Annotated in this window: 17 protein-coding genes and 2 pseudogenes; 7 read left to right on the top strand and 12 right to left on the bottom strand. The window is 63.8% G+C overall.

The window, feature by feature from the left end; genetic code table 11:
- The first annotated feature begins 23 nt into the window (after positions 1–23).
- The gene (gene hemH / locus P3R82_RS28735) at positions 24–1,061 is read left to right on the top strand and encodes a ferrochelatase (RefSeq protein ID WP_283196222.1); all 1,038 of its coding nucleotides are present in this window, start codon (positions 24–26) and stop codon (positions 1,059–1,061) included.
- A gap of 256 nt (positions 1,062–1,317) precedes the next feature.
- Here hemH and queE read toward each other — a convergent pair whose 3' ends face one another.
- From queE to queC, 3 genes are read right to left on the bottom strand one after another with little or no spacing between them, the layout of a single operon-like run.
- Positions 1,318–2,049: a 7-carboxy-7-deazaguanine synthase QueE gene (queE, locus tag P3R82_RS28730; RefSeq protein ID WP_283196221.1), complete on the bottom strand. Its 732-nt coding sequence runs from the start codon at positions 2,047–2,049 to the stop codon at positions 1,318–1,320.
- On the bottom strand, positions 2,046–2,402 hold the full coding sequence (gene queD / locus P3R82_RS28725; RefSeq protein ID WP_283196220.1) for a 6-carboxytetrahydropterin synthase QueD: 357 nt from the start codon (positions 2,400–2,402) through the stop codon (positions 2,046–2,048). The genes queE and queD overlap by 4 nt, the downstream gene beginning before the upstream one ends.
- 4 nt (positions 2,403–2,406) lie before the next feature.
- Positions 2,407–3,114 carry a 7-cyano-7-deazaguanine synthase QueC gene (queC, locus tag P3R82_RS28720; protein WP_283196219.1) on the bottom strand — a complete coding sequence of 236 codons (708 nt, stop codon included), beginning with the start codon at positions 3,112–3,114 and terminating at the stop codon, positions 2,407–2,409.
- 196 nt (positions 3,115–3,310) lie between these two features.
- Here queC and P3R82_RS28715 point away from each other — a divergent pair, with 196 nt between their 5' ends.
- Complete coding sequence (locus P3R82_RS28715; protein ID WP_183900387.1) at positions 3,311–4,324, top strand: SPFH domain-containing protein; 1,014 nt, start codon at positions 3,311–3,313, stop codon at positions 4,322–4,324.
- A gap of 3 nt (positions 4,325–4,327) precedes the next feature.
- Positions 4,328–4,783 carry an NfeD family protein gene (locus P3R82_RS28710; protein WP_283196218.1) on the top strand — a complete coding sequence of 152 codons (456 nt, stop codon included), beginning with the start codon at positions 4,328–4,330 and terminating at the stop codon, positions 4,781–4,783.
- A gap of 47 nt (positions 4,784–4,830) precedes the next feature.
- On the opposite strand, the gene P3R82_RS28705 is transcribed toward P3R82_RS28710, so the two are convergent.
- Positions 4,831–5,826 (bottom strand): KpsF/GutQ family sugar-phosphate isomerase, encoded by a 996-nt coding sequence (locus P3R82_RS28705; protein ID WP_283196217.1) that lies wholly within the window; start codon positions 5,824–5,826, stop codon positions 4,831–4,833.
- Between the two features lie 140 nt (positions 5,827–5,966).
- Between P3R82_RS28705 and P3R82_RS28700 the strand changes: the two genes are divergently transcribed.
- On the top strand, positions 5,967–7,520 hold the full coding sequence (locus P3R82_RS28700) for an outer membrane beta-barrel protein (protein ID WP_283196216.1): 1,554 nt from the start codon (positions 5,967–5,969) through the stop codon (positions 7,518–7,520).
- 48 nt (positions 7,521–7,568) lie between these two features.
- On the opposite strand, the gene galU is transcribed toward P3R82_RS28700, so the two are convergent.
- Positions 7,569–8,456: a UTP--glucose-1-phosphate uridylyltransferase GalU gene (gene galU, locus P3R82_RS28695; protein ID WP_183900383.1), complete on the bottom strand. Its 888-nt coding sequence runs from the start codon at positions 8,454–8,456 to the stop codon at positions 7,569–7,571.
- 201 nt (positions 8,457–8,657) lie between these two features.
- Between galU and P3R82_RS28690 the strand changes: the two genes are divergently transcribed.
- Complete coding sequence (locus tag P3R82_RS28690; protein WP_183900382.1) at positions 8,658–9,881, top strand: lytic murein transglycosylase; 1,224 nt, start codon at positions 8,658–8,660, stop codon at positions 9,879–9,881.
- 146 nt (positions 9,882–10,027) lie between these two features.
- Positions 10,028–11,215 carry a DUF459 domain-containing protein gene (locus tag P3R82_RS28685; protein ID WP_283196443.1) on the top strand — a complete coding sequence of 396 codons (1,188 nt, stop codon included), beginning with the start codon at positions 10,028–10,030 and terminating at the stop codon, positions 11,213–11,215.
- Positions 11,216–11,245: 30 nt separating this feature from the next.
- Here P3R82_RS28685 and P3R82_RS28680 read toward each other — a convergent pair.
- A pseudogene (locus P3R82_RS28680) lies at positions 11,246–12,170 on the bottom strand (AraC family transcriptional regulator).
- Positions 12,171–12,268: 98 nt separating this feature from the next.
- Here P3R82_RS28680 and P3R82_RS28675 point away from each other — a divergent pair.
- A complete protein-coding gene (locus P3R82_RS28675) occupies positions 12,269–13,021 on the top strand; it encodes an SDR family oxidoreductase (protein WP_283196215.1) in 753 nt (250 codons plus the stop codon).
- Positions 13,022–13,084: 63 nt separating this feature from the next.
- Here P3R82_RS28675 and P3R82_RS28670 read toward each other — a convergent pair whose 3' ends face one another.
- The 6 genes and pseudogenes from P3R82_RS28670 to gltB all read right to left on the bottom strand — a co-directional run bounded on the left by P3R82_RS28670 (position 13,085) and on the right by gltB (position 20,843).
- Positions 13,085–13,717: a LysE family translocator gene (locus tag P3R82_RS28670; RefSeq protein ID WP_183900517.1), complete on the bottom strand. Its 633-nt coding sequence runs from the start codon at positions 13,715–13,717 to the stop codon at positions 13,085–13,087.
- A 180-nt stretch (positions 13,718–13,897) separates the two neighbouring features.
- A complete protein-coding gene (locus P3R82_RS28665; RefSeq protein ID WP_283196442.1) occupies positions 13,898–15,352 on the bottom strand; it encodes a glutamate synthase subunit beta in 1,455 nt (484 codons plus the stop codon).
- A 39-nt stretch (positions 15,353–15,391) separates the two neighbouring features.
- On the bottom strand, positions 15,392–15,778 hold the full coding sequence (locus P3R82_RS28660) for a type II toxin-antitoxin system VapC family toxin (RefSeq protein ID WP_037182868.1): 387 nt from the start codon (positions 15,776–15,778) through the stop codon (positions 15,392–15,394).
- A gap of 8 nt (positions 15,779–15,786) precedes the next feature.
- Complete coding sequence (locus P3R82_RS28655; RefSeq protein WP_283196214.1) at positions 15,787–15,933, bottom strand: hypothetical protein; 147 nt, start codon at positions 15,931–15,933, stop codon at positions 15,787–15,789.
- Entirely contained in the window at positions 15,920–16,060 is a 141-nt protein-coding gene (locus tag P3R82_RS28650; RefSeq protein ID WP_283196213.1) for an AbrB/MazE/SpoVT family DNA-binding domain-containing protein, read from the bottom strand. The genes P3R82_RS28655 and P3R82_RS28650 overlap by 14 nt, the downstream gene beginning before the upstream one ends.
- A 57-nt stretch (positions 16,061–16,117) precedes the next feature.
- Positions 16,118–20,843: pseudogene (gltB, locus tag P3R82_RS28645) on the bottom strand (glutamate synthase large subunit).
- Positions 20,844–21,032 lie beyond the last annotated feature (189 nt).

Genomic DNA, 21,032 nt, shown 5'->3' with positions numbered 1-21,032 from the left:
CGAGCAGCTGGATTGGGGTATGAATGACGACCGTTGAGACCACGCACGTTCCGGCGGAACACCCGCCGGTGAAACATGGCAAGGTGGGCGTCCTGCTCGTCAATCTCGGCACGCCCGATGCTACCGACTACACCTCGATGCGCCGCTATCTCAGGGAATTCCTGACCGACAGGCGCGTCATCGAGTGGTCGCGCTGGAAGTGGTATCCGATCCTCTTCGGCATCGTCTTGAACACCCGCCCCGGCAAGGTCGGCAAGGCCTATGAGCTGATCTGGAACCGGGACAAGGACGAAAGCTATCTGCGCACCTATACCCGCAGCCAGTCCGAATTGATGGCCGAGCGCCTCAAGGACCTGGAAAACGTCAAGGTCGACTGGGCCATGCGCTACGGCACGCCCTCGATCGCCTCGCGCATCCAGGCGCTGAAGGACGACGGCTGCGACAGGATCGTGCTCTTCCCGCTCTATCCGCAATATGCGGCCGCCACCACCGCGACCGTCAACGACAAGGCGTTCCAGCATCTGCTGAAGATGCGCTGGCAGCCGGCGCTGCGCACCGTGCCAGACTATCACGACGACGACACCTATATCGAAGCGCTGGCCAACTCGATCACCAGGCATCTGTCGACGCTCGACTGGCAACCGGAAAAGATCATCGCCTCCTTCCACGGCATCCCCATGTCCTACTTCCAGAAGGGCGACCCCTATTACTGCCAGTGCCAGAAGACCGCCCGCCTGCTGCGCGAAAAGCTCGGCCTGTCGAAGGACCAGTTCATGATCACCTTCCAGTCCCGCTTCGGACCGGAGGAATGGCTGCAGCCCTACACCGACAAGACGATCGAGCAGCTCGCCAGGGACGGCGTGAAAAAGATCGCCGTGCTCAACCCCGGCTTCGTCTCCGACTGTCTCGAGACGCTCGAGGAAATCGCCGAACAGGCGGCGCATTCGTTCCACAAGAACGGCGGCGAGAAATTCGCCCATATCCCGTGTCTGAACGACAGTGATGATGGCATGGCGGTGCTGGAGAAGGTGGTGCGGCGCGAATTGCTGGGTTGGGTTTGAGGGTAGTGGCCAGGAGACTATAGGCGTTTACCGTGAGCGTCTACTAGCCGCTGCGGCCAGTGTTACCCCCCTCTGCCCTGCCGGGCATCTCCCCCACAAGGGGGGAGATCGACTCGTGGTGAGGTTTACGCCAAACAATTAGGGTGGAGCGAGCGGCTGCCCCCAGCCAATCTCCCCACCTGTGGGGGAGATGCCCGGCAGGGCAGGGGGGTAACCCACGGCAAAACCGAGCCTAAATGCACTCCCCACACCCCACTCACACCCCCCGCCGATTCCCCCACAACAGCACATGCAGCTGCGGCAACACCCGCGCCTCGAACCACCGGTCCTTGGTCACCTTCCCGACCAACCACAACATCCGCTCCATGATCCCATCGACATCGATCCTGGCATCATCGTCATCGGCAGGCGGCGGCGTGTGGTTGCCGGGCTGCAGATAGACCGGCAAATCCGGATACCGCCCCGCAACCTCCCGCGCGTAGCGATAATCCCGCTCGTCGAACACCACGATCTTCAGCGCGACATCCGGCCCGCCGGCGGCTCTTGCCAGACAATCCTCGAACAGCGCCCAGTCCGTCTCCATGCCGCTCGACGGCGGCTTCGGGCTCAGCACCAGCGTATCGAGATCGGCAAACCAGTCTTTCGCGACGCTGCCCTGCGTTTCCAGCGCGAAGCGATAGCCTTCGGCGTGTCCGCGTTCGATCAGCGGGCCGAGCGGCTGGATGGCCGGATTGCCGCCGGAAAGCGACACGGTGAGCGGCCGCCCACCCGAGAGTGACACGACCTCCGCCCAGATCTCCTCCACCGTCATCGGCGTCCATTGATCGCGATATTCGCTGTCGACGGCATGCAGCGTATCGCACCACGAACAGCGGTAATCGCAGCCGCCGGTGCGCACGAACACCGTGGGCAACCCGATCAGCACGCCCTCCCCCTGGATCGTCGGCCCGAAGATCTCGCTGACGCGGATCCGACGGTCGGCGCTCATGGCCGATACTCCGCCCAGGTCTTCGGCGTCTCGCTGACCCGCACGGCCGAGGTCTCCGGCAGGATCGCCTTGCACCAGTCAAAGAAGTGCCTGGCGAGATATTCGGACGTCACCCTGTTATGACCGAGCACGTCGTTCAGATGCCGGTGGTCGAAACGCTCGTCGATATAGCGCTTCAGCGGGGCAAGCTCGTGATAATCGCGCACGAAGCCATCCTCGTTGAGCTCTGAAGCCGCCAGTTCGACGACGACGATATAGTTATGCCCATGCAGCCGCGCGCACTGGTGATCGGCGGGCAGATGCGAGAGCTGATGCGAGGCGGAAAAGTGGAATTCCTTGGTGATGCGGAACACGGGGCTACACCTCCGTGGCCGCGAAGCCCGATGTCGCCGACTTCCAGAAATCGGCGTCCTCGTACTCCGTCGGGTCCGCGACGCCGGCCAGATGAAACGCCTCGCGCCGCTCGACGCAGGTGCCGCAGCGCCCGCAATGGCGCGCCCCGCCCTTGTAGCAGGACCACGTCTCTTTGAACGGCGTACCGTGCTTCGCGCCATCGGTCACGATATCGGCCTTGGTGGCGTTGACGTAGGGCGCCTGCAGCCTGACGCTGGCATAGCCGTCGAGCGCCGCATCCTGCATGGTCTGAAACGCGTCGATGAAGCCGGGGCGGCAATCGGGATAGATAAAGTGGTCGCCGCCATGCACGGCAACAGCCACGGCATCCGCCTTCTGCGCGGCGGCAAGCCCGAAGGCGATGGCGAGCATGATGGCATTGCGGTTCGGAACCACGGTCGCCTTCATCGTTTCCTCGGCATAGTGGCCATCAGGCACGTCGATATCGTCGGTCAGCGCCGAGCCGGTGAGATGGCTGCCGATCGGCCTGATATCGATGATCTGATGCGGCACCCCGAGCCTGACGGCACAGGCGGCGGCATAATCGAGTTCCTTGCGGTGACGCTGGCCGTAGTCGAAGGAGAGCAGGCCGATGAGGGTTTGTTCCGCGGCGATCCTGTGCGCAAGCGAAACGGAGTCCAATCCGCCGGAGCAGATGACGATGGTCTTCATGATGTTTGATCCCTTGTTTTGACCGGGTGGGCTGCGACCGGATGGGCGGGTTCTAGGCCAAAGAGACCGCATTGTGAAGAACCAATCGAACCCCCATATTTAATGGGTAGAGCAGCACGACTACCTGAGAGCGTGGCTTTTGAAATCGTCTCGGTTAAGGTGCGGCTATTCGATTCGGGTTTTGGGGAGATATTTCATGGTTTTGGGCGGCTTCGACATCGTGGTCATCGCACTGGTGGTCTTCGTCATCCTGGTGCTCTTCGCCGGCATCAAGACGGTTCCGCAGGGTTATCAGTACACGGTCGAGCGCTTCGGTCGCTACACCCGCACGCTGGGGCCGGGTCTCAACATCATCACCCCCTTCATCGAGCGCGTCGGCGCGCGCATGAACGTCATGGAACAGGTGCTCGACGTCCCCACGCAGGAAGTCATCACCCGCGACAACGCCTCCGTCTCGGCCGATGCCGTCGCCTTCTACCAGATCCTCAATGCCGCCCAGGCGGCCTATCAGGTCGCAAACCTGGAAAACGCCATCCTCAACCTGACCATGACCAACATCCGCTCGGTCATGGGCTCGATGGACCTCGACGAGCTGCTCTCCAACCGCGACGCCATCAACGACCGCCTGCTGCGCGTCGTCGACGACGCCGTCCAGCCGTGGGGCATCAAGGTCACCCGCGTCGAGATCAAGGACATCCAGCCGCCGCGCGACCTCGTCGACGCCATGGCCCGCCAGATGAAGGCCGAGCGCGAGAAGCGCGCCCAGGTGCTGGAGGCCGAAGGATCGAGGAACGCGCAGATCCTGCGCGCCGAGGGCTCCAAGCAGTCCGCCATCCTGCAGGCCGAAGGGCAGCGCGAAGCCGCCTTCCGCAACGCCGAGGCGCGCGAGCGCCTGGCCGAGGCCGAAGCCAAGGCCACCAAGATGGTCTCCGAAGCGATCGCCGCCGGCGACGTGCAGGCGATCAACTACTTCGTGGCGCAGAAATACACCGAGGCGCTGACCGCGATCGGCTCCGGCAACAATTCCAAGGTCGTGCTGATGCCGATCGAGGCGTCGGCCATCCTGGGATCGCTGAGCGGCATCGGCGCCATCGCCAAGGAGGTCTTCGGCGGCGGCGACAACCCGCCGGCAGCCCCCGCGCCGCGCCAGGTCCAAGCCCCGCGCACCACGCCGCAGGTCAACCCCTTCAACCAGAATCCGGAGCGCTGATCGATGCTGTCGGCCATCACATCGGAACTTGGGCCCTGGAGCTGGTGGGTCGTCGGCCTCGTGCTGCTCGCCGCCGAGATGCTGGTGCCCGGCTTCTTCCTCGTCTGGATCGGTCTGGCGGCGGTCGCCGTCGGCGCGCTCTCGCTGCTCTTCTGGGATAGCGCCGTCTGGGTCTGGCAGTTGCAGGCGATCCTGTTCGCCGCCTTCGCCGTCGCCGCCACCTTCATCGGCCGCAAGCTGACGCGCGATCACGGCAACACGGACGAACCCTTCCTCAACCAGCGCGGCGCCAGCCTTGTCGGCCGCACCGCGACGCTGGCCGAGCCGATCACCGAGGGTCGTGGCCGCATCAAGCTCGACGACACGCAATGGAAGGTGAGCGGCCCGGACCTGCCGGTCGGCGCACGCGTCAAGGTCATATCAAGCAACGGCCGCGACCTGACGGTCGAGGAAGCCTGAGAACTCAGCTCTCAAGGCCGCATCGAGCGGGATGGATCAGGCGAGGCTCAGGCCACGCCGATCCGCAAAAGATCGTGGAAATGAATGAGCCCGACCGGCCTGTTGTCGTCGTCGACGACGATGAGAGCGCCGATGCTGTGCTTGTTGAGCAATGCCAGCGCCGCGGTCGCCAGCACGTTGGGCTTCACCGTCTTCGGCGCCCGCGTCATGATGTCGTCGACCACGAGCTCCGACAGGTTGCGCGACAGGTTGCGCGCCATGTCGCCCTCGGTGACGATACCGCAGAGCCGGCCGTCCTCGTCGAGAATGCCGACGCAGCCGAAATGCTTGCGCGATAGCGTCGAGATCGCCTCCGGCAGCGGCGTGCCCTTTGCAACCAGCGGCACGCGCTCGCCGGTATGCATGACGTCGGCGACGTGGCTCAAGGCAGCGCCCAGCTTGCCGCCGGGATGGAACACATGGAAATCGCGCGCCGTGAAGCCGCGCGCCTCGAGCAGAGCGATCGCCAGCGCATCACCGAGCGCCAGCTGCATCATCGTCGACGTGGTCGGCGCTAGTCCGTGCGGGCAGGCTTCCTCGACATTCGGCATCAACAGCACGACATCGGACGCCTTGCCGAGCGACGAGTCGGGCGAGCAGGTCATGGAGATCAAGGGTATGGAGAAGCGACGTGTATAGGCGATGATGTTGCGCAGCTCGACGCTCTCGCCGCCCTTCGACAGCGCCAGCACCGCATCTCCGCGTCCAACCATGCCGAGATCGCCATGATTGGCCTCGGCGGCGTGCATGAAGAAGGCGGGCGTTCCCGTCGATGCCAGCGTCGCGGCGATCTTGACGCCGATATGGCCGCTCTTGCCGACGCCGGTGACGATCACTCGTCCCGATATCGCGCCGATCGTCTCGACGGCCTGCAGGAATGGCGCGGCGAGATCGCCGTCGAAAGCCTGTTCGAGGGTGGCCAGCGCCTGTCTTTCCGTCCCAAGCGTGCGCCTGGCCGAATCGATCACGCCGTTGTCGATGAGATTTACCGCTCGCTTGATCATCGCCCTCCGTTAGCCGCTTTCGCGCATCCTGTCCACCATGGCGGCGGATTGCGCACAGGCGGCGGCCGATTGGCAACGAATGGTTAACCACGAGGCTTTACGTTCGGGTAACCACTTCGAAGCATGCCGAGCGCTAGTACATGGGCCATTGGAGATATACGAGCAGTCTGACGCCGCTCCGCGCGGCGGGCGTTGCCGTGTCGGTGGTTCTGGCCGGTCTTGCGCTCACCGCCCCGGCTTCGGCGCTCGCCCAGTCGGCCCGCGCTTCCGCATCGCCCTATCCGCTCGGCCAGTCGGCCTATATCGCGACGCCCGATGCAACGGGCGACCAGCCGGATGACGGCACGGCCATACCGGGTGCTGCGACATCCCCCGACGACCCCGCCAATGCCGGCGCGGCAACAGCCAGCGGCGCCAGCACCGCCGCGCGGCAAACCCTGTCGGGCGACCAGACGAGCGACGAGACCACCGGCTCGATCCTTGACGAAGACATGATGCGGCTGAACACCCGCGAGGCCCCGTTCGACGAACGACGGCAGCGCAAGCCCGATGTCGATCTCTCGACCGAGGAAACGCCGGGCATCCGCATCGGCACCTTCGTGCTGCGCCCGACCGTCACCCAGAGCATCAATACCGAGACGCAGAAGGACGGCGACACCAAGGAAACCCGCGCCTTCCTCGAAACCGACATGAAGACCACGCTGACATCGGACTGGGCGCTGCACCAGCTGCTGATATCAAGCGAGGGCGCGTGGCAGAAGAACGTCAGCGGCGAGGGCGCGGAGCAGCCGGACTTCCGGATCAACGGCGAACTGAGGCTAGATCTGCCGCAGGAAACCACCGCCCGACTGACGGGCGGCTACCGCTTCTATCGCGAGGACACCAACGACCCGAACGCCATTCAGGATGCCGACCAGCAGTCGGATGTGCAGGAACTCAGTCTCGGCGCGTCGATACAGCGCGACTTCGGCATCCTGCGCGGCACCACCGGCATCGACCTGACGCGGACGATCTATTCCGACGCAACGCTTTCGGACGGCACGCTCGTGTCGCTCAGCGACCGCGACCAGACCGCGGGCACCCTGCGCGGCCGCATCGGCTACGAGCTGTCCCCCGCCCTCATCCCCTTCATCGAAGGCAATGTCGGCAAGACGGTCTACGACCAGACGACCGATGCATCGGGCTATCAGCGGTCCGGCGATTCCTATGGGGCAAAGGCCGGCGTCGAGGTCGACCTCGGCGAAAAGCTGCGCGGTGAAGTTGGCATCGGCTACGAGATCGCCACGTTCGACGACGACAGGCTGTCCGATATCGACGCAACCGTGCTCGATGCCAGTGTCCGCTGGTCGCCGCTGCGCGGCACGGATGTCGATTTCGGCCTGCAGACGAGCCTGCAGCCATCCACCACGCCGGGCGTGTCGGGCTATGTCTCCCGCGCCATGACGACGGCGGTCACGCATCAGCTGCGCGACAATCTCGTCGGAACCTTCCTGGGCGGCATAACCTTGCGTGACTATCCGTCGGACAGCACGATCAGCGACGAAACGGTCTATACGACCAGCGCCGGCCTGACCTGGAACATCAACCGGTATCTCGATCTGACGAGCACCATCGGCTACGAACTGACCTCCAGAAAGACGGGCGCCGACTCGCAGCAATGGCGAGCCGGCGTCGGTCTGAAGCTTAAACGCTGATAGCGATCGGGAAGACCGCGCCGCGGCCTCCCCTTTTTTCGCCTGGTATCAGAGACCCTTGAGCAGGTCCTTGAAGCCGTCGATCACGGTCGGGCGGATATCCGCGCGCTCGAGCGCGAAGGCGACGTTGGCGAGGATGAAGCCATCCTTGGCGCCGCAGTCATAGGTCGTGCCCTTGAAGTGGTAGCCGGCGAAATCCTGGTCCTTGAGCAGCTTCAGCATGCCGTCGGTGAGCTGGATCTCGTTGCCCGCGCCGCGTTCCTGGGTTTCCAGGATCTTGAACACCTCGGGCTGCAGGATATAGCGGCCGTTGATGAAGAAGTTCGACGGCGCCGTGCCCTTGGCGGGCTTTTCGACCATGCCGGTGATGCGGAAGCCGTCACCGATCGCGTCGCCGACGCCGACGATGCCATACTTGTGGGCCTGGTCCGGCGCGCATTCCTCGACGGCGATGATGTTGCCGCCGCTCTGGCCGTAAAGGTCGATCATGCCCTTCATGCAGCCCTTGCCTTCGCTCTTCATGATCATGTCGGGAAGAAGCAGCGCGAAGGGTTCGTTGCCGATGATCTCGCGGGCGCACCATACGGCGTGACCGAGACCGAGCGGCTCCTGCTGGCGGGTGAAGCTGACGGTACCGGCCTTGGGAAGCTGGCCCGCGAGCAGCGTGATCTCGGCGTTCTTGCTACGCTCGCGCAGCGTCTGCTCAAGTTCGAAATGGATGTCGAAATAGTCTTCGATGATGTGCTTGTTACGGCCCGTCACGAACACGAAATGTTCGATCCCGGCTTCCAGCGCTTCGTCCACCACATACTGAATGATCGGCTTGTCGACCACGGTCAGCATTTCCTTCGGAACGGCCTTGGTGGCCGGAAGGAAGCGCGTGCCGAGACCGGCGACCGGGAATACAGCTTTGCGAACTTTTTTATGCTCTGCCACACAGGCCTCCTGCGATGATTCTAACGCTTGAAATATAACGCGATTTTGATCGGATTAGATGAGATTTGCTACGGTTTTGCAAATAGTGACTGGGTTCGTGCGTCATGGTAAAGAATTTGTTGACTCCGTTCGGGTAGTCTCAGGTCCGAGCGGAAACTTCGCGCTCTGCTGTGCCTGAAACGAAAGGACGGATGACCGCCGATGACTCAAAATCACAAAATCTCCCTTCGTGGTCTTGCATTCGCATTCATGATGACCGCATCCGCTAGTCTGGCGCCTGTAAACGCCATGGCCGACCAGCGGTTCCAGAAGTGGATCGCGGACTTTTATCAAACTGCCGCTCAAAATGGCATCAGCAAGGCAACTTATCGTAAAGCTTTCGCCGGCGTCACCGCACCCGACCCGTCGGTGCTGGAAAAGGCTGCCTATCAGCCTGAATTCACGACGAAAATCTGGGATTACGTGGATTCTCGCGTAAATCCCTATACCGTCCAGATCGGCCGCAAGATGATGGCCAAGCACGCCTCTACGTTGAATTGGATCGAGCGCAACTTCGGCGTCGACAAGACGATTCTGCTGGCGATCTGGTCGATGGAATCGAATTACGGCGCCGTTCTCGAGAAGGACGACAGGCTGCATTACGTGCCCCGCGCGCTGGCCACCCTCGGCTATGCCGACCAGAAGCGCTCCAGGTTCGCGGAGAAGCAGCTGATCGCCGCGCTGAAGATCCTGCAGAACGGCGACATCTCGCCCGACGGCATGACCGGCTCCTGGGCCGGCGCCATGGGCCACACGCAGTTCATCCCCACCAGCTACCTGCTTTACGCCATCGACGCCGACGGCAACGGCCACCGCGATATCTGGAACTCGATTCCAGACGCGCTGGCGACCTCCGCCAATCTCCTGAAGAAGAACGGCTGGGACACCGGCAAGACCTGGGGCTACGAGGTCCAGGTGCCGGCGAGCGCGGCAAAGTACGTCGGCAAGACCATGACGCTGTCGCAATGGGCGGCACTCGGCCTGAAGCGCCCGAGTGGCATGGGCTTCAGGGACGGCGGCGGCAAGGCGGTCTTGAAGATGCCCGCCGGCAACGACGGCCCGGGCTTCCTGATGACCAGCAACTTCTTCACCATCAAGAAGTACAATTCCTCCGACAGCTATGCCATCGCCGTCGGCCTGCTCGCCGACGAGATCGCCGGCTATGGCGGCATGAAGCAGCGCTGGCCGCGTCCCGATGGCACGCTCGACGTCAAGGAGAAGTTCGAGCTGCAGACCCGGCTGAAGGCGCTCGGCTATTACGACGGCGAGGTCGACGGCAATTTCGGCAGCGGCTCCAAGGCCGCGATATCGGCCGTACAGGGCCGGATGGGCATGCAGGCGGATGGCGAACCCTCGCTGCCGCTTCTGAACGCGCTGCGCAAGTAGCACCTCGCGTCGCGATCAAAAACACGCGCACCGCGCTTTGGGGTGTGGACGCCCGTCCCGCTCCATGAGAAAATAAGCGTCGATGCGAGGCGGCCGACATGTGTAAACGAGTAGACAGGACAATGACCGCCGGCGGCGTTAGCGGAATGCTGCGCTGGGGTGCGCTCAGCGCTGCGGTGCTGGTCTTTTCGACCGCCGTTCTGCCGGCCGTTTCGGCCGAGGCGCAGGAACAGCGCTATTATCAGCGCCGCTCACTTCTCGATCTATTCCTGGGCCGCCGCTATATCGACGAGGCCCCGCAGGCGCCCGGCCAGTATGCGCCGCAGCGCGCCGTCCCGCCACGCAAGAAGAAGGCGCCGCCGAAGGCCGCCGTCTCCGCTCCGCGCCCCGCGCCGGTGATCGCGCCGGAAGAGAAGGTCGTCCAGAAGCTCGACAACGCCCAGAAGATCATGGTCGTCGGCGACTTTCTGGCCGGCGGCCTCGGCTCCGGCATGGACGCCGCTTTCAAGGATCCGCCCGGCATCCTCATCGAGACGCACAGCAATGTCGCCTCCGGCCTGGTGCGCGACGACTACTACGACTGGCCGACGCAGCTGACGAAATTCCTGGACGAGGCCAAGCCCGCCATGGTCGTCGTCATGCTCGGCGCCAACGACCGCCAGCAGATGGTGACCGATGCCGGCAAGGAGAAGTTCCGCACCGATGCCTGGTACGAGGAATACCAGCGCCGCGTGCTGGCCTTCGGCAAGGCGGTGACGTCGAGAAAGATCCCGCTGCTCTGGGTCGGCCTGCCCGCCTTCGATTCGCCCGCGATGATGGCGGACGCGGTGCAGATGAACCAGGTCTACCGCAAGCAGGTGGAATCGATCGGCGGCGAATTCGTCGATATCTGGGATGGTTTCGTCAGCGAGAGCGGTGACTTCATCGTCACCGGCTCCGATATCAACGGCCAGCAGGTGCGCCTGCGCGCCGCCGACGGCATCAACATGACCGAAGCCGGCCGCCGCAAGATCGCCTTCTATGTCGAAAAGCCGGCCCGCCGCATCCTCGGCACCCAGGCAAGCCCCGATCTCGTGCGCCTCGACAACAGCAGCGCGCCGGCGCTCGACCTGTCGGCGAACCCGGCCGATCACACCGACCCGATCGCCCTCTCCGACCCCAACCTCGACGGCGGCACGGCACTGCTCGGCGGCGCCGCACTCCCCGTGAGCACCACGAAGTCGCCGCGCGACAAGCTTGTGCAGGACGGCGAGATGGCCAAGCCGCCGGTCGGCCGCGTCGACGACTACAGCCGCCCCGTAGCCAAATCGGCCGCCGAGGTCTCGGTCAAGTAGAAGCGGGCCTGCGCACGCACGGCCTCTGTCTCAACTCGAAACATCCGCGCCCAGCGGCGGGCTCCCACGGGCATAGCGGGCAGGCGGCACGCCCGCATATCGCGAGAAGGCGACGCTGAACGCGCTTGCCGAGCCATACCCTACGCGCTCCGCCACCTCTTCCATCCCGAGATCCCGGCCGCGCAACAGCTGCTTTGCCAGCGCCATGCGCCAGGCCAGCAGATATTCCATCGGCGGCAGGCCGACGACACGACTGAAACGGGCGAAGAACGCCGATCGGGAGAGTGACGCTTCGGCCGCGAGATCCGCCACGGTCCATGCACGCGCCGGCTTTTCATGCAACGCGTGAAGCGCCGTCGCCAGCCGTTCATCCGCCAGACCCCGGCTGAGCCCCGCCGCGCCTGTCGGCTGTGTGCCGGATCTGAGCGCCTCGATCAGCAACACCTCCAGCAGCCGTTCGATGACCAGCTCGCGCCCCGGCCGCCGCTCGCGCGTCTCCTCGTCGACCAATTGTATCAGCGTGGCAAGACGTGGCTGGTTGCGAACGATGACCACGTCGGGCAGAAGCGAAACCAGGAGCGCCGCATCCGGCGAACCGAAACTGCAATGCCCGATCCGCATGCGCAAATCCGGCGGCCCGTCGACACGACCGGCGCGGAAGCGTCCATCGCCCATCTGGATTGGAACGGCTGATGACAATTCGCCTGGTGCGTCGATGCTCTCGTTGACCAGATCGCGCATGGCCGGCACCAGCACGAAGTCGCCGGCCTCGAGTATGAACGGCGGCTGCTCCCCGAATGCCACGCGACAGCGCCCCTCGAGAATGGCGCAATAGAAAGGCTCACCGGTGGCCTCTCGATGGATCTCGCCAGGCGCCGGCGCATTCCACCAGCTTCGAGAAGCGTGCGGCGGGCTGTAGCAGGGTGACGATTTCGGCAAGAGGATCAACGGCCACGATCAGGACTATCTCTAAAGAAATAAAGACTTCAGCCTATATCAAGTCTTGAACGCGGTCACTACCCTGCGATCATTCCTTTTCAATTGGAGACGCAGATGCCCACGATACTGATCACCGGTTGCTCGTCCGGTTTTGGCCTGGAGACCGCGAAACTCTTTCTTGAACGCGGCTGGGACGTGATCGCCACGATGCGCAAGCCCGATCCGGACCTGCTGCCCCTGTCCGAACGCCTGCGCGTTCTGGCGCTCGACGTCACCAACCCCGCAAGCATAGCGCAGGCCGTGGCCGCGGCGGGTCGGATAGACGTCCTGGTCAACAATGCCGGCTTCGGAGCACCCTCACCCATCGAGCTGACGGCACCGGAGACCGTGCGCTCTCTTTTCGAAACGAACACGATCGGCACCTTGGCGATGGTCCAGGCTGTCGTGCCGCAGATGCGCCGGCGCCGGGCAGGCGTCGTGATCAACGTCACGTCCACGGTGACGGTCAAGACGCTGCCTGTGATCGGCGTCTATCGAGCGAGCAAGGCCGCGGTGAACGCGCTGACGGAATCGCTCGCGGTCGAGATGGAACCCTTTGGCGTGCGGGTGCATATCGTCCTGCCGGGCCGCTCGCCAGCCACGCGCTTCGGTCAGAACGCGCGTCCGCATTTCCGTGGCCTTGACGATGCGGACTATGCGCCGATGCTCCAGCAGTTCATCAACAGCGTGCAGGACGACACCGGGCCCGTGACCCATGCCTCCGACGTCGCCGAGGCCATCTGGCACGCCGCAACCGATCCCTCCGCGCCGCTGCGCATTCCAGCCGGCGCCGATGCCGAACTCTGGATGTCCGAGGCGGGCTTCTAGAATAGTTGCGCAAGAAACGCGGGGCCGCGTCAGGCGGCCCCGAGCCAACATCGATCGCGTCGGCTAGCTCCGCTGCAGCGCCAGATGCGCGCCGAGACCGATCAGTATTCCGCCGCCCGCACGCTGCACCAGCCGCTGCGCCGATCCGGAGCGCTTCAGCCTGGAGACGACGGCGCCCGCCAGCATGACGCAGACGATATCGGCCGACGAGAAGATGAGATTGACGATCGTCCCGAGCAGCACGAATTGCAGCCAAACCGGAAAGCTCGCGGCAGGATCGATAAATTGCGGCAGGAAGGCCAGGAAGAAGATCGCCGTCTTCGGGTTCAGCACCTCGATCGAGATGCTCTCGACAAAGGCGCGCCGACCGGACCTGGGATCGAGGGCGGCAAGCGTCGGCTCGCCCTGAGGCTTCGCGCGAAACAGCGATATGCCGAGATAAACCAGATAGGCCGCGCCGGCGAGCTTGACCGCCATGTAGAGCACGGGCACGGCGTGAAAGATGATCGACAGGCCCGCCGCCGCCGCGATCACATGCACATAGCAGCCGATATGGATCCCGAGCGTCGCCATGAACCCCGCGCGCCGTCCGCGCGCCAGCGTCTGGGCAGCGGCGTAGAGCATGGCCGGCCCCGGAATATAGGCAAACAAGGCGGTTGTGACGAAGAAGGTGATCAGCAGTTCGGTGGATGGCATATGGCGTTGTCCCTTGCCGGCGTGGCCCCCGCGACGCGATGGCGCCCACAGCATCGATCGCCGTAGCGCGCTTGACCATGCCGCAAGCATTTCATGCCATCGCCCGCGCAACCCGATAAAAAAGCTCGGGGCCGCGCAAGCGCAGCCCCGAGCCGAAATCAATCCAAACGTCCCGTCCGCTCAGCGCGGCAGAACCGTCGAGCCCATCAGCGCCTCGTCGATGGCGCGCGCCGCCTGGCGTCCCTCGCGGATCGCCCAGACGACCAGCGACTGGCCGCGGCGCACGTCGCCCGCCGTCCAGAACTTGTCGATCGAGGTCTTGTAGTCGCGATCGTTGGCGACGACGTTGGTCGAGCCGCGGCGGTCGGTGTTCAGCGTCAACTTGCCCTCGAGTTCCTTGAGCACGCTCGTGGTGAACGGGCCGCTGAAGCCGATGGCGATGAAGGCGAGATCGGCCTTGATGATGAACTCCGTGCCGGCGATCGGCTTGCGGCGCTCGTCGACTTCGCAGCACTTGACGCCGGTCAGGACGCCGTCTTCACCGATGAATTCGAGCGTCGCCACCTGGAATTCGCGCACGGCGCCTTCAGCCTGGCTGGAGGAGGTGCGCATCTTGGTCGCCCAGAACGGCCACACCGCGAGCTTGTCTTCCTTCTCCGGCGGCTGCGGGCGGATGTCGAGCTGGGTGACCTTCACGGCCCCCTGGCGGAACGCCGTGCCGACGCAGTCCGATGCGGTATCACCACCGCCGACGACGACGACATGCTTGGCGCCTGCCAGGATCGGGTCCGATGCCCAGCCGACGCTGTCGATGTTTTCGCGGCCGACGCGCTTGTTCTGCTGCACGAGATACGGCATCGCATCGTGAACGCCGGCGAGGTCGAAGCCCGGAATGCCCGCCTCACGCGGCGTTTCCGAACCGCCGCAGTAGAGCACCGCGTCGTGATCGGCGATCAGCTGCTCGACCTTCAGATCGACGCCGACATTGACGCCGCAATGGAAGGTCACGCCTTCGCCCGAAATCTGCTCGACGCGGCGATCGATGAAGTTCTTCTCCATCTTGAAGTCGGGAATGCCGTAGCGCAGCAGGCCGCCGGGCTTGGATTCACGCTCAAAGACATGCACCTCGTGACCAGCGCGGCCGAGCTGCTGCGCCGCCGCCATGCCGGCGGGGCCGGAACCGATGATCGCCACCTTCTTGCCGGTGCGGACGGCGGCCGGCTGCGGCCGGATGAAGCCGAGCTCATAGGCCTTGTCGGCGATCGCCTGCTCGACGGTCTTGATGGCGACCGGCGCATCCTCGAGGTTCAGCGTGCAGGCTTCCTCGCAAGGCGCGGGGCAGACGCGGCCGGTGAATTCAGGGAAGTTGTTGGTCGAATGCAGGTTCTGGATCGCCGCTTCCCAGTTGTTGTTGTAGACCAGATCGTTCCAGTCGGGGATCTGGTTGTGCACGGGACAACCGGTCGGGCCATGGCAATAGGGAATGCCACAGTCCATGCAGCGCGCGGCCTGTTTCTGCACTTCCGGGTCCGACATCGGGATCGTGAATTCGCGGAAATGCCGGATACGATCCGACGCCGGCTGATACTTCGCCACCTGCCGGTCGATTTCCAGAAACCCTGTTACCTTACCCATGCTGCTGTCTTCCCTTACACTCATGACCGCCTCTTTCGTTCAGCGCAGCCAGTTTTCAACCTTTAATCCCGGCACGCGGGAGAATTCGCTTTCGTTGTTCGTGACCAGCACAGCATCAAGAGCCAGTGCATGGGCGGCAATCCAGAGGTCGTTCGGACCGATATTTTTCCCCTGCCTCAGCGCCAGCCGAATGTCGGCATAACGTTGATCCGTCGGCAAAGTCAGCGAAGCCACATAAAGACGGCGCGTGACGTTGGAAACCTTCTTAGCCAGTTCCTCGGACCCGTTCTTCCTGACCCCGTACCAGATCTCACCGTGGGTGATGATGCTGATGCAGACGTTCTCTTCACCAACCTCGATCAACCGCTCCAATGCCTTGCCTCGGGGATCACGCACGATCGCCGAGACAATGTTGGTATCGAGCATGAACCTCGTCACAGATCGACTTCCGGCAATTCGGCAAGATCGTCGTTATCGGCAGCGAAATCGGCGCCTTCCCATGGCTCCGCTCGTTGCAGGTAATCGATCAATCCTGCCGTGACGGCGGTTCGCATCATGATCGAGCCATCAGGCTGCTTCACCAAAAATGGCTTTCGCACCATCGAATTCGATCTCTTTAGGTATGCGCACCGCACGGCTTCGGCCGTTTTTGAAAATGGCGACTTCAATCTCGCCATTCTCTGGGATGTCCTTCACATGCTCGTTCATGCTGACCTCCATCGCCGCATATGCCAACAGCATATCACACCGTTGAGATATATGAAATCACTCCGCGGCGATCCCCATCCGGCTGCGCTCCATTTCCTCGAGCGCGCGGCGGTATTCGACCGGCATGACCTTGCGGAACTTCGGACGGTACTCCGCCCAGTTGTCCAGGATCTGCTTGGCGCGGGTCGACTCCGTGTAGTGCAGGTGGTTGGAGATCAGCTGGTAGAGGCGTTCCTCGTCGTGGCGGGTCATGTCGCCGGAAACGTCGACGCGGCCCTTGTGCGCGAGATCGCCGCCATGGTGATGCAGCTTCTCCATCAGGTCGTCCTCTTCCGGAACCGGCTCGAGCTCGACCATCGCCATGTTGCAGCGCTTGGCGAAATCGCCGCTCTCGTCGAGAACATAGGCGACGCCACCCGACATACCGGCCGCGAAGTTGCGGCCCGTCTCGCCGAGCACGACCACCACGCCACCCGTCATGTACTCGCAGCCGTGGTCACCCACGCCTTCGACGATGGCGATGGCGCCGGAGTTGCGCACCGCGAAACGCTCGCCCGCCACACCTCGGAAGTAGCACTCGCCCTCGGTCGCGCCGTAGAGCACGGTGTTGCCGACGATGATCGAGTCCTCGGCGACGATCTTCGAGTTCTCCGGCGGACGCACGATGATCTTGCCGCCCGAGAGGCCCTTGCCGACATAGTCGTTGCCGTCGCCGATCAGCTTGAAGGTCACGCCGCGCGCCAGGAACGCGCCGAACGACTGTCCGGCCGTGCCGCGAAGCGTCACGTTGATCGTGTCTTCCTTCAGGCCGCGATGGTTGTAGCGCTTGGCGACTTCGCCCGACAGCATCGCGCCCGCCGAACGGTCGACGTTCTTGATGCCGACTTCGAACGACACAGGCGTCTTCGACGCGAGCGCCGGCTCGGCTTCCGCGATCAGCTTGCGGTCGAGAATGTCGTCGATCGGGTGCATCTGGCGCGTCGTCCAGTAGGTAGCTTCCTTCGGCGCCTCGACCTTGTGGAAGATGCGGCTGAAGTCGAGACCCTTGGACTTCCAGTGCGCCAGCATCTCGTCCTTCTCCAGCAGCTCCGAAGCGCCGATGATCTCATCGAGCTTGGTGAAGCCGAGCGAGGCCAGGATTTCGCGCACTTCGTTGGCGACGAAGAAGAAGTAGTTGACGACGTGCTCCGGCGTGCCCTTGAAGCGCTTGCGCAGAACCGGGTCCTGCGTGGCGACGCCGACAGGGCAGGTGTTCAGATGGCACTTGCGCATCATGATGCAGCCGGCGGCGATCAGCGGCGCGGTCGCGAAGCCGAACTCGTCGGCGCCGAGAAGCGCACCGATGATGACGTCGCGGCCGGTCTTCAGGCCACCATCCACCTGCAGCGCGATGCGCGAACGAAGGCCGTTCAGCACCAGCGTCTGCTGTGTCTCGGCAAGGCCGATTTCCCACGGAGAACCCGCATGCTTCAGCGAGGTGAGCGGCGATGCGCCGGTGCCGCCGTCGAAGCCGGAGACCGTGATATGGTCGGCGCGCGCCTTGGCGACGCCGGCGGCAACCGTGCCGACGCCGACTTCCGAGACAAGCTTGACCGAGACATCGGACGTCGGGTTGACGTTCTTCAGGTCGTAGATCAGCTGCGCCAGATCCTCGATCGAATAGATGTCGTGGTGCGGCGGCGGCGAGATCAGGCCGACACCCGGCGTCGAGTGGCGGGTCTTTGCAACCGTCGCGTCGACCTTGTGGCCGGGTAGCTGGCCGCCTTCGCCGGGCTTTGCGCCCTGCGCCACCTTGATCTGCAGCATGTCGGCGTTGACGAGATATTCGGTGGTCACACCGAAGCGTCCCGATGCGATCTGCTTGATCGCCGAGCGTTCCGGGTTGGACGAACCGTCGGGCAACGGCATGTAGCGGTCGCTCTCTTCCCCGCCTTCGCCGGTGTTGGACTTGCCGCCGATCTTGTTCATCGCGATCGCCAGCGTCGTATGCGCCTCGCGGCTGATGGAGCCGAACGACATGGCGCCCGTCGAGAAACGCTTGACGATCTCGGCGGCCGGCTCGACCTCGTCGACGGAAACCGGCTTGCGGCCGAGCTGCTCGGCGCTCTTGATGTTGAACAGGCCACGGATCGTGTTCATGCGCAGCGCCGATGTGTTCACCATCTCGGCAAACTCGCGGTAGCGGTCCTCGGCATTGCCGCGAACGGCATGCTGCAGCGTGGCCACCGCATCCGGTGTCCAGGCATGGCTTTCGCCGCGCATGCGGTAGGCATATTCGCCGCCGATATCGAGCGTGGTCGCCAGCAGCGGGTCCTTGCCAAAGGCCGACGTGTGGCGGGCAACGGTCTCTTCCGAGATCGCCTTCAGATCGACGCCTTCGATCATCGTCGCGGTGCCGAAGAAATACTTGTCGACCAGCTCCTGCTGCAGGCCGATCGCATCGAAGATCTGGCCGCCGCAATAGGACTGATAGGTCGAGATGCCCATCTTCGACATGACCTTGAGGATGCCCTTGCCGACCGCCTTGATGTAGCGGTAGACGACTTCGGACGCGTCCACTTCCTTCGGGAACTCGCCCTTGGCATGCATGTCGAGCAGCGTATCGAAGGCGAGATAGGGGTTGATCGCTTCGGCGCCATAGCCCGCGAGCAGGCAGAAGTGGTGCACTTCGCGCGGCTCGCCGGTTTCGACGACGAGGCCGACCGAGGTTCTGAGACCCTTGCGGATCAGGTGGTGGTGCACAGCGGCGGTCGCCAGCAGCGCCGGGATGGCGATGCGATCCGGCCCGATCTGGCGGTCGGAAAGCACGATGATGTTGTAGCCGCCCTTGACGGCTGCTTCCGCGCGCTCGCAGAGACGGTCCAGCATGTCGGGCATGCCTTCGGCGCCGCGCTCCACGTCATAGGTGAAGTCGAGCGTCTTGGTGTCGAAACGGTCTTCCGTGTGGCCGATCGAGCGGATCTTTTCGAGATCGCCATTGGTAAGGATCGGCTGACGCACTTCCAGCCGCTTGGCGTTGGCCGCGCCCTCGTGGTCGAGGATGTTGGGACGCGGGCCGATGAAGGACACCAGGCTCATGACCAGCTCTTCGCGGATCGGGTCAATCGGCGGGTTGGTGACCTGCGCAAAGTTCTGCTTGAAATAGGTGTAAAGCAGCTTGGACTTTTCCGACATGGCCGAGATCGGCGTATCGGTGCCCATCGAGCCCACGGCTTCCTGGCCCGTCGTCGCCATCGGCGACATCAGGATCTCGGGTGTCTTCGGTGGTGTAGCCGAAGGCCTGCTGACGGTTGAGCAGCGACACGTCGCGACGCAGCGCGCGCGGCTCCACCGGCTTCAGTTCCTCGAGGATCAGCTGCGTGCGATCGAGCCACTTGCCGTAGGGATGCTTGGTCGCAAGCTCGGTCTTCAGCTCCTCGTCGGAGACGATCTTGCCCTTCTCCATGTCGATCAGGAGCATCTTGCCCGGCTGCAGGCGCCACTTCTTGACGATGTCTTCTTCAGCGACCGGCAGCGTCCCGGCTTCGGACGCGAGGATGACGCGGTCGTCCGACGTGACGAGATAGCGGGCCGGGCGCAGGCCGTTGCGGTCGAGCGTCGCGCCGATCTGCTTGCCATCGGTGAAGGCAACGGCGGCCGGGCCGTCCCACGGCTCCATCAGCGCTGCGTGGTACTCGTAGAACGCCTTGCGTTCCTTCGACATCGACTGGTTGCCGGCCCAGGCTTCCGGGATCAGCATCATCACGGCATGCGCCATGGAGTAGCCGCCGCGCACGAGGAACTCGAGCGCGTTGTCGAAGCAGGCCGTGTCCGACTGCCCCTCGTAGGAGATCGGCCAGAGCTTGGAGATATCCTCGCCGAAGAGCGGAGACGACACCGAAGCCTGGCGCGCCGCCATCCAGTTGACGTTGGAGCGCAGCGTGTTGATTTCGCCGTTGTGGGCGACCATGCGGTAGGGGTGCGCCAGCTTCCAGGACGGGAAGGTGTTGGTGGAGAAGCGCTGGTGCACGAGCGCCACCGCGGACTCAAAACGCGGGTCCGACAGATCCTTGTAATAGGCGCCGACCTGATAGGCCAGGAACATGCCCTTGTAGACGATCGTCGAGGACGACAGCGACACCGGATAGAAATGGCTCTCCTCGCCTTCGAACTCGTCGTAGATGCGGTTGGAGATGACCTTGCGCAGCGTGAACAGCCGGCGCTCGAATTCATCGGTGGTCGCGGCACCGGCGCCGGCGCCGATGAAGATCTGACAGTGATGCGGTTCGGTGGCGGCGATATCGGGCGCCTTCGACAGCGACGAGTTGTCGACGGGCACGTCGCGGAAGCCGATGAGAACCTGCCCCTCCTCGGAGATGACGTCCTGCATCACCTTCTTGAAGTGCGCGATCTGCTGTTCGTCGCGCGGCATGAAGATGTGGCCGACGCCATATTCGCCAGCCTTCGGCAGGGTGATGCCCTGCTTGGCCATTTCCTCGCGGAAGAAGCGATCGGGAATCTGCACGAGAATACCCGCGCCGTCGCCCATCAGCGGGTCGGCGCCGACAGCGCCGCGGTGCGTCAGGTTCTCGAGAATGAAGAGACCGTCCTTGACGATCTGGTGCGACTTCTGACCCTTCATATGCGCGACGAAACCGACGCCGCAGGCATCATGTTCGTTGCGCGGGTCGTACAGGCCCTGCTTACCCGGGAGACCGGCGGCGAACTTACGCGTATCGGCCACCGCGCGCATGTCTGCGGCCGCGAACTGGTCGATGTCAGTGGATGGCGTGTTCTTCGTCATCGTTTTGCCTCCTGTCAGAGCCCGCGACTGTGCGGGCGGCTCTTCGTCGCGCACCGCCCCTGATCTTAGGTTCGGCGCATGACAGCGCTGTTGCATTATCGAAGATCCGGTCGCCGGCGGCCGGATTATCCGGGAAGGCAGAGCCTTTCCCGACAAAGCGGCCGTTGCGCTCCGCGCCTGCCATAGGTC

This window comes from Rhizobium sp. AN80A (assembly GCF_030053015.1).
Classification (GTDB): Bacteria; Pseudomonadota; Alphaproteobacteria; order Rhizobiales; family Rhizobiaceae; genus Rhizobium; species Rhizobium metallidurans.
Note: the sequence above shows the minus strand (reverse complement) of the source record. Positions and strands in the feature narration are given on the sequence as shown.